Origin of the sequence: Fructilactobacillus myrtifloralis, from assembly GCF_024029335.1 — a bacterium.
In the GTDB taxonomy this organism is placed as follows: domain Bacteria; phylum Bacillota; class Bacilli; order Lactobacillales; family Lactobacillaceae; genus Fructilactobacillus; species Fructilactobacillus myrtifloralis.
Genome location: NZ_CP097116.1, coordinates 478,357 through 489,664, shown reverse-complemented (window position 1 = coordinate 489,664; position 11,308 = coordinate 478,357). Strand labels below are relative to the sequence as shown.

The 11,308-nt window shown below is 46.9% G+C and carries 6 protein-coding genes, 2 tRNA genes and 2 rRNA genes; all 10 read left to right on the top strand.

Going from position 1 to position 11,308, the window contains the following annotated elements; all coding sequences use genetic code 11:
• Positions 1 to 36: 36 nt before the first annotated feature.
• The 10 genes from M3M35_RS02585 to M3M35_RS02540 all read left to right on the top strand — a co-directional run bounded on the left by M3M35_RS02585 (position 37) and on the right by M3M35_RS02540 (position 11,284).
• On the top strand, positions 37 to 231 hold the full coding sequence (locus M3M35_RS02585) for a hypothetical protein (RefSeq protein ID WP_252750444.1): 195 nt from the start codon (positions 37 to 39) through the stop codon (positions 229 to 231).
• 89 nt (positions 232 to 320) lie between these two features.
• Positions 321 to 587, top strand: a complete 267-nt coding sequence (locus M3M35_RS02580) for a phosphocarrier protein HPr (RefSeq protein WP_252750443.1) — start codon at positions 321 to 323, stop codon at positions 585 to 587.
• A gap of 127 nt (positions 588 to 714) precedes the next feature.
• Positions 715 to 1,878 (top strand): glycosyltransferase family 4 protein, encoded by a 1,164-nt coding sequence (locus M3M35_RS02575; RefSeq protein ID WP_252750442.1) that lies wholly within the window; start codon positions 715 to 717, stop codon positions 1,876 to 1,878.
• Between the two features lie 7 nt (positions 1,879 to 1,885).
• A complete protein-coding gene (locus M3M35_RS02570) occupies positions 1,886 to 2,935 on the top strand; it encodes a glycosyltransferase family 4 protein (protein WP_252750441.1) in 1,050 nt (349 codons plus the stop codon).
• The gene (locus M3M35_RS02565; protein ID WP_252750440.1) at positions 2,922 to 3,944 is read left to right on the top strand and encodes a lysylphosphatidylglycerol synthase transmembrane domain-containing protein; all 1,023 of its coding nucleotides are present in this window, start codon (positions 2,922 to 2,924) and stop codon (positions 3,942 to 3,944) included. Before M3M35_RS02570 ends, M3M35_RS02565 begins: the two co-directional genes overlap by 14 nt.
• A gap of 24 nt (positions 3,945 to 3,968) precedes the next feature.
• Complete coding sequence (locus M3M35_RS02560; RefSeq protein WP_252750439.1) at positions 3,969 to 6,029, top strand: LTA synthase family protein; 2,061 nt, start codon at positions 3,969 to 3,971, stop codon at positions 6,027 to 6,029.
• A gap of 330 nt (positions 6,030 to 6,359) precedes the next feature.
• A 16S ribosomal RNA gene (locus M3M35_RS02555) occupies positions 6,360 to 7,935 on the top strand.
• Between the two features lie 84 nt (positions 7,936 to 8,019).
• Positions 8,020 to 8,094: transfer RNA gene (locus M3M35_RS02550), tRNA-Ile, on the top strand.
• Between the two features lie 35 nt (positions 8,095 to 8,129).
• Positions 8,130 to 8,202: transfer RNA gene (locus M3M35_RS02545), tRNA-Ala, on the top strand.
• Positions 8,203 to 8,368: 166 nt separating this feature from the next.
• Positions 8,369 to 11,284, top strand: a 23S ribosomal RNA gene (locus M3M35_RS02540).
• Together the 16S and 23S rRNA genes with 2 tRNA genes alongside form the textbook arrangement of a ribosomal RNA operon.
• Positions 11,285 to 11,308: the final 24 nt, after the last annotated feature.

Below are 11,308 nucleotides of genomic sequence, written 5' to 3'. Positions count from 1 at the left end.
AGAATAAATGAGAAGAACAGAAAGGAAGCGAAGCCAATGGAACCAACCAAGGAAGCGTTTACCGCCCAACTAGAACAGCTGCAAAATGGAAAGCTCCAAGAATTGACCGTGCAACCTGATCAGTTTTTTACCTTTCAACAGGCGTTTATGGATTATCCCACGCGGAAGCGGGTGGTTGGTACGGCCCAGGAAAATGGCGTGGTTGTTTATCACTATGCTAGTGCTAACTAATCACGGGAACGAGGGCGCAAACGCTTGTATTTTGATGGATATATTGGTAGGCTTAAACTATAAATATGGTTACAAAGGGGTGCGTTGATATGGAAAAACGTCAATTTAAGATCACTGCGGAAACTGGGATTCATGCTCGTCCAGCAACTTTTTTGGTTCAAACGGCTAGTAAGTTTGACTCAAACATTACGTTGGAATACGAAGACAAGACGGTTAACTTAAAGTCAATCATGGGGGTTATGTCACTCGGGGTCGGCCAAAACGCGGTTATTACAATTACTGCTGATGGTGATGATGCGAAGGATGCCCTGGAAGCAATCGCAAAGACCATGAAGGATGAAGGCTTAATCGAATAGTCATCGATTGGGTGTTAAAAGAGTTGCTACGGCAACTCTTTTTCTTTACCGACATGATTTGCAAAGGATGGGCGAAACCAATATAATTCTAGTTGTTTATCGTCATTTGGAAAGGGTGGACCGGCAGTTGAAGATCGGCTTATTTACAGATACATATTTCCCGCAAGTAAGTGGGGTAGCAACTTCCATTAAAACGCTGCGGGATGAATTGGAACGGCGTGGGCATCAGGTCTATATTTTCACGACTACGGATCCAAACGCAAACGAGGACCAAGAAGCAGGCATTTACCGGTTTTCCAGTATTCCCTTTATTTCGTTTACAGAACGGCGCATTGCGGTTCGCGGGTTGTTTCAGGCCACGCAGATTGCCAAGAAGTTAGGGATTGACTTGGTGCACACCCAAACTGAATTTTCGATGGGAATGATTGGGAAGTTTGTGGCCCGGAATCTGAACATTCCGTGTTTGCACACGTACCACACAATGTATGAGGATTACCTGCATTACGTGGCGAACGGCCGGTTGTTAAAACCGATTCATGTAAAGGAAGGAACGCTAGCGTTTTGTCATCACTTGGACGGCATCGTGGCTCCCAGTAAACGGGTGCTCGATAAGTTAACCGACTACGGGGTCAAAAGCCCCATTCGGATTATTCCGACGGGAGTTGACTTACAACACTACGAGGCAGCTGCAACTGGAGACGTCCGGGCTGAGTTGGGCTTAACTGCTGACCAACCCGTGCTGTTATCCTTGAGTCGGTTAGCCTACGAAAAGGACGTTGACACCCTAATTGACCAGATGCCGACGATTTTAGAGGCCGTTTCTAACGCGCACTTGGTGATTGTGGGGGACGGACCCGCGGCGGATGATTTACATGCCGAAGTGGCTCGGTTAGGGCTGCAAGACCACGTGACCTTCACGGGCGAAATTAATAACCAGAATGTAAATGCGTACTATAAAATGGCCGATTTGTTTGTTTCCACCTCGAACTCAGAATCACAGGGGTTGACGTACATTGAAGCTATGGCAGCTGATACCAAGGTGGTTGTAGCGTCCAGCCCGTATACGGATGATTTAATCAATGACCCTTCCTTGGGCAAAACCTTTACAACGTTGGCGGAATTTAGTGCCGACGTGATTGATTACCTACAACACCCCGCTGCCTTTCCTGACAAACCAGAATTGCGCCAGCAAAAGCTGCATGACATCTCGGCCGCTTACTTTGTTGATCAGGTGAGCGCTTTTTACCAGGATGCTGTTTCCCGCTACGTGGGGACAGAAAATAAGGAGTGATATGGTCATGCTGAAAATTGATATGTTTTCAACGGCGACAAAGGTTAAAGGTCAGGGAGTGGGGAGCGCGTATACCGAACTAATTCGGTTGTTGAAGACCCATTTTCCCAATGAATTTGCAATTGAGATTAATCGCTATAACCGGGCGGACATCAGTCATTACCATACAATTAATCCGACCTTTTATTTGTCGACCTTTAGCCGTAAACGGGGCCGCAAGATTGGCTATGTGCACTTTCTGCCGGAAACTTTAGAAGAAAGTTTGAAGCTACCGGTCGGACTAAAACAGTTGTTTTACCGGTATGTAATTGCGTTTTACCGGCGCATGGACCAAATTGTCGTGGTCAATCCAACCTTTATTCCAGAGCTCGAAAATTACGGAATTCCCAAAGACCGGATTACCTACATTCCGAACTTTGTAAGTAAGGATGAGTTTCACCCGGTTCCAACGGCGGAAAAGCACCGCTTACGGACACAATACGGCTATTCGGAACGGTTCACGGTAGTTTGTACGGGACAAGTGCAGACCCGCAAGGGCGTTTTAGACTTTGCTAAACTAGCGCAAGCTAATCCGGACTACCAGTTTATCTGGGTCGGAGGCTTTTCGTTTGGGAGTATGACCGCTGGGTACAGTGAACTGAAACAGCTGGTGGAAAATCCGCCCGCTAATTTGAGCTTCCCGGGGATTGTGGAACGGGAGCACCTGGTGGACTACTATAATTTGGCGGATGTGTTCTTGTTACCGTCATATAACGAGCTATTTCCAATGTCAGTTTTGGAGGCCTTTTCGTGTGGGTTGCCAGTTATTTTGCGTGATTTACCCCTGTATCAACAAATTATTGCGGGATATTATGCCCCCGCTCAGACCGTAGCGCAGATGAACGACTGGGTGCACCGGTTGGCCACGGACCCAACGGAGTGGGAGCAATATCATCAAAAAGCATTGGCGGCGTCTGACCATTATTCAGAAGACCACCTAGCGCACATTTGGCATGATTTTTATCTGCAGCAGGCGCAGATTGAGAATGCGAAAGGAAAATCCCATGTCGAGAAGTAATAAAATTTCACTACTGATCATGCTCGCCATTGGTGTACTGATTTCCTGGTACGCAGTGCGTGACATTCAATTTAGCGTTTTAATTCATGATCTTTCATCAATTAATCCCGGGTGGTTGTTAGTAGCGCTCGGATGTATTTTGCTCTACTTTTTCTTGGAGGCGGTGGTAACTTACGTCCTCGTGAAAAGTAGTACCCCGAACTTTTCGTTTCGCAATGCGATTCGGGTCCCCTTGGTAGAACAACTCTTTAACGGCATCACGCCGTTTTCTTCTGGCGGGCAACCGGCTCAGCTAGTAGTGCTCTTACAAGCCGGCGTGGACGGAGGGAAGGCTAGTTCCGCTTTACTGATGAAGTTCGTGGTTTATCAAGCCATGATCGTGCTGAACTTTGTTGTCAGTCTACTCATTGGGTTTCACTACCTCATCGACACGGTGCACTCGTTGGCCATCTTTGTGTTGTTTGGATTTTTAATCCACGTGGTGGTGATTGTCGGCCTGCTAATGATTATGTACTGGTATTCAATGACCAAAAGGGTGATTAACTGGTGTTTTAAAATCGTTAGCTGGTTTGTAAGCGAACAAAAGTACCAAGCTTGGAAGCAAACGTTGAACGAAAAAATTGATAATTTTCACTATGAAAGTGTGCGGATCGCCCACGAATGGAAGCTGATGGGGAAGGTTTGTGGATTAACCTTTCTCCAGCTGTTCTTTTATTACCTAATTCCTTACTTTGTGATGCTTGCGTTGGGCTATTACAATGCAAACGTGGTGATGGTGACCAGTTTAGACGTTCTGATTTTCCTAGTGATTTCGATCTTTCCAATTCCCGGTGGGGCTGGGGGTGCTGAATACAGCTTTGAAAAGTTGTTTGGCAGTTATATCCACAGTTCCAGTAAGCTGGCGCTTGCCATGATTCTGTGGCGCTTGTTGACTTATTATTTAGGGTTAGTCTTAGGACTCGTAGCGTTGATTGTTAAGCCGAAACCGGCCAAAGTTAAACATGATTAAGCGGAAAAAATGGAGGAAACAAGCATGACTGCTTTTTTGAAACGAATCCGCCAATTTTTTAATACAACGATTGGGTTTTATTGCCTAGTTGTATTTCTTTTTTGGCTAAAAACCTATTATTGTTATAAGACGGACTTTACGCTGGGGGTTTCCGGGGGGATGCAGGAATTCTTGCTGGCCGTCAATCCCATCCCGTCAGCAATGCTGTTGTTTGGGATTGCCCTGTATTTTCGGGGCAAGCTCTCCTACTGGCTGATGCTGATCATCGACTTTTTACAGTCAACGTGGATTTTTGCAAACATCCTGTACTACCGGGAGTTTTCCGACTTCTTATCGATGGGGATTATTCAGGGGACGGGAAACGTCCAGAATAACTTGGGGAAGAGTTTTTTAGAAATTCTGAAACCCACCGACTTCATTGTGTACGTTGACATCGTGATTTTGATCCTGTTATTGCTCTTCCGGGTCATTAAAATTAGTAAGAAGCCCCTCAAATTACGGTATGCCGTGGGGATTACCATTTTGTCATTGGTACTGATGTTTGCAGAATACAACGTGGCAAATGCCGACCGGTCGGGTCTGTTAACTCGGACCTTTGACAATAACTACATCGTTAAGTACCTCGGTTTGAACGAGTATGCGGCCTTTAGCGCTTACCAAACGCACCAAGAGTCAACGACTAGGTCAAAGGCCAAGGCCACTGATTTAAAGAGCGTGCAAAAGTTCGTAAAGAATAACTATGCTAGTCCGAACGTTAGTTACTACGGTAAGGAAAAGGGGAAGAACGTCTTCATCATTCACCTGGAAAGTTTCCAGCAGTTTTTAATTGATTATAAGGTGAATGGTAAGGAAGTAACTCCGAACATCAACAAGTTTTATCACGATCAACACACCTTGTCGTTTGATAATTTCTACCACCAGGTGGCCCAGGGGAAAACTTCTGATGCTGAGATGATGTTAGAAAATTCATTGTACGGACTGCCCCAGGGTTCGGCAATGGTTACCTATGGGGGTCAGAATACCTACCAGGCTGCGCCGTCAATTCTAGACCAAAAGGGATACACAACGGCAGCCTTCCATGGGGATGTTCCGACCTTCTGGAACCGGAATAATACCTATAAATCATGGGGATACGATTACTTCTTTAGTGAGGCATACTATAAGAACAAGCCAAACTACAACATTGGGTACGGAATGAAGGATAAAATCTTCTTCAAGCAAAGCATTCCGTACATTCAGCAACTTCCACAACCATTTTATGCGAAGTTAATTACCCTCACGAATCATTATCCGTATGAAATTGACAAACAAAACACAGACTTTCCCGCCGCAACGACGGGCGATAGTACCGTGGATCCTTACGTTCAAACCGCGCACTACCTGGATCAAGCGTTTGGGGAGTTTGAAGCCTACTTACAAAAGAGTGGCTTAGCGAAAAATAGTGTGGTGGTTCTGTATGGGGACCACTACGGAATCTCTAATAACCACCGGCCAGCGATTGCTAAGCTCCTGAATAAGAAGAGTGTGAATAAGTATGACCTGGCCCAGTTCCAAAAGGTGCCGTTTATGATTAACGGTGCCAACATTCAAGGGGGCATTGACCACACTTACGGAGGAGAAATTGATGTCCTGCCAACCCTGTTGCACTTATTAGGGGTTAATAACCAAAACATGATCCAATTTGGTCAGGACCTTACCAGTAAGGATAATAACCAGATTGTGCCGTTCCGAAATGGTGACTTTGTCAGTCCGAAGTACACCAAGGTTGGCTCAACCGTGTATGACACCAAAACGGGAACGGAATTACGACCGAATGGGGAACAGAAACAAGAAATTGCCAAGATGCAAGACTATGTAAATGGCGCGTTATCAAACTCAGATAAGGTTGTTTATGGTGACTTATTGCGGTTCCATAAAATTAAGGGTTATCACGACGTCAATAAGAAGGCCTTTAATTACAGCAAGAAACCAGCGTTAAAGAAACTGAAACAAACCGATGAGAAAGAAAAGACCGATTTAGTTGACCAAAACGGTGGTAAATCGACCGTGTCTGATTTTCAAACGGACGCACCAGAGCTTAAATAGTTAGTTTTAAGACCTGCTTTAACCGGCAGGTCTTTTTTTATTGAAAAAGTATTGACGAACCTGAGGGAAGTTGATATGATTATTCATGTCGTTAAGGGCGGTCACCTGTTAGTTCCAAACGGATCGAAAAAAACAGTTGACTTTTAAACTTAATCGTCGTATGATAATAAAGTTGTCAAGTGATTGATAACTGAGTAGTTCTTTGAAAACTGAACAAGATTTTGATTACAAAAGTGTAAGGAATTTTTAGACGGAAGTTTAAAAATTAAACAATTGCGAAGTCAATTCGCTTTAAGAAACAAATCAAGTAGAGCTAGTAAAGTTCTCATTTAAAATGAGAGTTTGATCCTGGCTCAGGACGAACGTTGGCGGCGTGCCTAATACATGCAAGTCGAACGCGGTCTCCTAATTGAAAAACCGTGCTTGCACGGGTTGGATTTTAGATCGGACCGAGTGGCGAACTGGTGAGTAACACGTGGGTAACCTGCCCAGAAGTAGGGGATAACACCTGGAAACAGATGCTAATACCGTATAACAACTAAAACCACATGGTTTTAGTTTGAAAGCTGGCCTTGGCGCTAGTGCTTTTGGATGGACCCGCGGCGTATTAGCTAGTTGGTGAGATAATAGCTCACCAAGGCGATGATACGTAGCAGACCTGAGAGGGTAATCTGCCACAATGGGACTGAGACACGGCCCATACTCCTACGGGAGGCAGCAGTAGGGAATCTTCCACAATGGACGAAAGTCTGATGGAGCAACGCCGCGTGAGTGAAGAAGGGTTTCGGCTCGTAAAACTCTGTTGTTAGAGAAGAACGACTGTGAGAGTAACTGCTCACGGCGTGACGGTATCTAACCAGAAAGTCACGGCTAACTACGTGCCAGCAGCCGCGGTAATACGTAGGTGGCAAACGTTGTCCGGATTTATTGGGCGTAAAGCGAGCGCAGGCGGTTTTTTAAGTCTGATGTGAAAGCCTTCGGCTTAACCGAAGAAGTGCATCGGAAACTGGGAAACTTGAGTGCAGAAGAGGACAGTGGAACTTCATGTGTAGCGGTGAAATGCGTAGATATATGAAGGAACACCAGTGGCGAAGGCGGCTGTCTAGTCTGCATCTGACGCTGAGGCTCGAAAGCATGGGTAGCAAACAGGATTAGATACCCTGGTAGTCCATGCCGTAAACGATGAATGCTAGGTGTTGGGAGGTTTCCGCCTCTCAGTGCCGGAGCTAACGCATTAAGCATTCCGCCTGGGGAGTACGACCGCAAGGTTGAAACTCAAAGGAATTGACGGGGACCCGCACAAGCGGTGGAGCATGTGGTTTAATTCGATGCTACGCGAAGAACCTTACCAGGTCTTGACATCTTCTGTTAGCCTAAGAGATTAGGTGTCCCCTTCGGGGGCAGAATGACAGGTGGTGCATGGTTGTCGTCAGCTCGTGTCGTGAGATGTTGGGTTAAGTCCCGCAACGAGCGCAACCCTTGTCTTTAGTTGCCAGCATTCAGTTGGGCACTCTAGAGAGACTGCCGGTGATAAACCGGAGGAAGGTGGGGATGACGTCAAATCATCATGCCCCTTATGACCTGGGCTACACACGTGCTACAATGGACGGTACAACGAGTCGCGAAACCGCGAGGTCAAGCTAATCTCTTAAAACCGTTCTCAGTTCGGATTGCAGGCTGCAACTCGCCTGCATGAAGTTGGAATCGCTAGTAATCGTGGATCAGCATGCCACGGTGAATACGTTCCCGGGTCTTGTACACACCGCCCGTCACACCATGAGAGTTTGTAACACCCAAAGTCGGTTGGATAACCGTTAGGAGTCCGCCGCCTAAGGTGGGACAGATGATTAGGGTGAAGTCGTAACAAGGTAGCCGTAGGAGAACCTGCGGCTGGATCACCTCCTTTCTAAGGAATAATACGGAACCTTACACCGATCAAAGTCTTGTTTAGTTTTGAGAGGATTACTCTCACATGATATCCGCGCTTTTTGGGCCTATAGCTCAGCTGGTTTAGAGCGCACGCCTGATAAGCGTGAGGTCGGTGGTTCGAGTCCACTTAGGCCCATCGCCGACGGGTTCGGCATTACAATTTAACCTTTTGGGGAATTAGCTCAGCTGGGAGAGCACCTGCTTTGCAAGCAGGAGGTCAGCGGTTCGATCCCGCTATTCTCCATTGGTACTAGCTTTAGTACCGCTTGGTTCTTTGAAAACTAGATAATATTATTTTCTGTAAGAATTATATTGTTAATATAATTTCAACCGAGAACAACCATTGTGTAATTTGAGTTTTTTAATAGTTTGATCGCTAAACTCAATGATTTATAATCCGCAGGATTATAGGTTAAGTTAAGAAGGGCGCATGGTGAATGCCTTGGTACTAGGAGCCGATGAAGGACGGAACTAACACCGATATGCTTCGGGGAGCTGTAAGTAAGCTTTGATCCGGAGATTTCCGAATGAGGAAACTCGATTAGTGTCATGACTAATCACTGCGTAGTGAATTCATAGCTGCGGAGAGGTAGACGTGGGGAACTGAAACATCTAAGTACCCACAGGAAGATAAAGAAATTTCGATTCCCATAGTAGCGGCGAGCGAACTGGGAATAGCCCAAACCGAACCTTCGTGGTTCGGGGTTGTAGGACTGAACATTTGAGTTACAAAAGAATTTGATAGCTGAAGCAGTTGGGAAGCTGCACCAAAGAGAGTGATAGTCTCGTAAGCGAAATTGAATTCCCTCAGTTCAGGATCCTGAGTACGGCGCCACACGTGAAACGGCGTCGGAATCCGGGAGGACCATCTCCCAAGGCTAAATACTCCCTAGTGACCGATAGTGAACCAGTACCGTGAGGGAAAGGTGAAAAGCACCCCGGAAGGGGAGTGAAATAGTTCCTGCAACCATGTGCCTACAAGCAGTTAGAGCCCGTTAAGGGGTGATAGCGTGCCTCTTGTAGAATGAACCGGCGAGTTACAGTTGCATGCAAGGTTAAGCCGAAGAAGCGGAGCCGTAGCGAAAGCGAGTCTTAAGAGGGCGAATTAGTATGTTGCCGTAGACCCGAAACCAGGTGATCTATCCATGTCCAGGATGAAAGTGCGGTAATACGCACCGGAGGTCCGAACCCGTGTACGTTGAAAAGTGCTGGGATGAGGTGTGGATAGCGGTGAAATTCCAAACGAACTTGGAGATAGCTGGTTCTCTCCGAAATAGCTTTAGGGCTAGCCTCGGAATTAGAATCATGGAGGTAGAGCCACTGTTTGAGCGAGGGGTCCGTCTTGGATTACTGAGTTCAGATAAACTCCGAATACCATTGATTTATGTCCGGGAGTCAGACGATGAGTGATAAGATCCATCGTCGAAAGGGGAACAGCCCAGACCGCCAGTTAAGGTCCCTAAATATATGCTAAGTGGAAAAGGAAGTGGAGTTGCTTAGACAACTAGGATGTTGGCTCAGAAGCAGCCACCATTTAAAGAGTGCGTAATAGCTCACTAGTCGAGTGATTCTGCGCCGAAAATTTACCGGGGCTAAGCATATTACCGAGACTGCGGACGCAACTACGTTGCGTGATAGGAGAGCGTTCTAAGGGCAATGAAGGCAGACCGGAAGGACTGTTGGAGCGCTTAGAAGTGAGAATGCCGGTATGAGTAGCGAAAGATCAGTGAGAATCTGATCCACCGAATGACTAAGGTTTCCTGGGGAAGGCTCGTCCTCCCAGGGTTAGTCGGGACCTAAGCCGAGGCTGAGAAGCGTAGGCGATGGATAACAGGTTGAGATTCCTGTACTAGTTAATTATGTTTGAACGATGGAGGGACGCAGAAGGCTAGGTTTAGCATACGATTGGAAAGGTATGTTCAAATCGTAAGTCAGGTAAGGAGTGAAATGCTTCTCACCGGGTTGACAAGCGATGATGAGGATCGAAATTAAAGTAGAGAAGGAACCGATGTCACGCTGCCGAGAAAAGCTTCTAGTTAGTAATTAACTACCCGTACCGCAAACCGACACAGGTAGTCGAGGAGAGTATCCTCAGGTGAGCGAGAGAACTCTCGTTAAGGAACTCGGCAAAATGACCCCGTAACTTCGGAAGAAGGGGTGCTGACCGTCAGGTCAGCCGCAGTGAAGAGACTCAAACGACTGTTTATCAAAAACACAGGTTTATGCAAAATCGTAAGATGAAGTATATGGGCTGACGCCTGCCCGGTGCTGGAAGGTTAAGTGGAAAGGTTAGCTTCGGCGACGCCTCGAAATGAAGCCCCAGTAAACGGCGGCCGTAACTATAACGGTCCTAAGGTAGCGAAATTCCTTGTCGGGTAAGTTCCGACCCGCACGAAAGGCGTAACGATTTGAGTACTGTCTCAACGAGAGACTCGGTGAAATTAAGATACCTGTGAAGAAGCAGGTTACCCGCGACAGGACGGAAAGACCCCATGGAGCTTTACTGTAGCTTGATATTGGGTGTTTACATAGCTTGTACAGGATAGGTAGGAGCCATTGAAACCGGGACGCTAGTCTCGGTGGAGGCACCCGTGGGATACTACCCTTGCTATGTGAACACTCTAACCCTGAGCACTTAGCGTGCTCGGAGACAGTGTCTGGTTGGCAGTTTGACTGGGGCGGTCGCCTCCTAAATAGTAACGGAGGCGCTCAAAGGTTTGCTTAGAATGGTTGGAAATCATTCTGTAAGTGTAAAGGCAGAAGCAAGCTTGACTGCGAGACTGACTAGTCGAGCAGGGACGAAAGTCGGACTTAGTGATCCGGTGGTACCGTATGGAAGGGCCATCGCTCAACGGATAAAAGCTACCCTGGGGATAACAGGCTTATCTCCCCCAAGAGTTCACATCGACGGGGAGGTTTGGCACCTCGATGTCGGCTCATCGCATCCTGGGGCTGTAGTTGGTCCCAAGGGTTGGGCTGTTCGCCCATTAAAGCGGTACGCGAGCTGGGTTCAGAACGTCGTGAGACAGTTCGGTCCCTATCCGTCGCGGGCGCAGGAAATTTGAGAGGAGCTGTCCCTAGTACGAGAGGACCGGGATGGACATACCGCTGGTGTATCAGTTGCGCCGCCAGGCACATTGCTGAGTAGCTATGTATGGATGAGATAAACGCTGAAAGCATCTAAGTGTGAAACTCGCCTCAAGATGAGATTTCCCATTCCTATATGGAAGTAAGACTCCTGAAAGATGATCAGGTCGATAGGTTAGAAGTGGAAGCGTAGTGATACGTGAAGCGGACTAATACTAATCAGTCGAGGACTTAACCAAGGAAGAGCAATGGTGACTCAGCAG

Excerpts from the sequence above, each read along its gene's own strand:
- M3M35_RS02585 (WP_252750444.1), top strand. The coding sequence starts at position 37 with ATGGAACCAACCAAGGAAGCGTTTACCGCCCAACTAGAACAGCTGCAA.
- M3M35_RS02580 (WP_252750443.1), top strand. The coding sequence starts at position 321 with ATGGAAAAACGTCAATTTAAGATCACTGCGGAAACTGGGATTCATGCT.
- M3M35_RS02570 (WP_252750441.1), top strand. The coding sequence starts at position 1,886 with ATGCTGAAAATTGATATGTTTTCAACGGCGACAAAGGTTAAAGGTCAG.
- M3M35_RS02565 (WP_252750440.1), top strand. The coding sequence starts at position 2,922 with ATGTCGAGAAGTAATAAAATTTCACTACTGATCATGCTCGCCATTGGT.
- M3M35_RS02560 (WP_252750439.1), top strand. The coding sequence starts at position 3,969 with ATGACTGCTTTTTTGAAACGAATCCGCCAATTTTTTAATACAACGATT.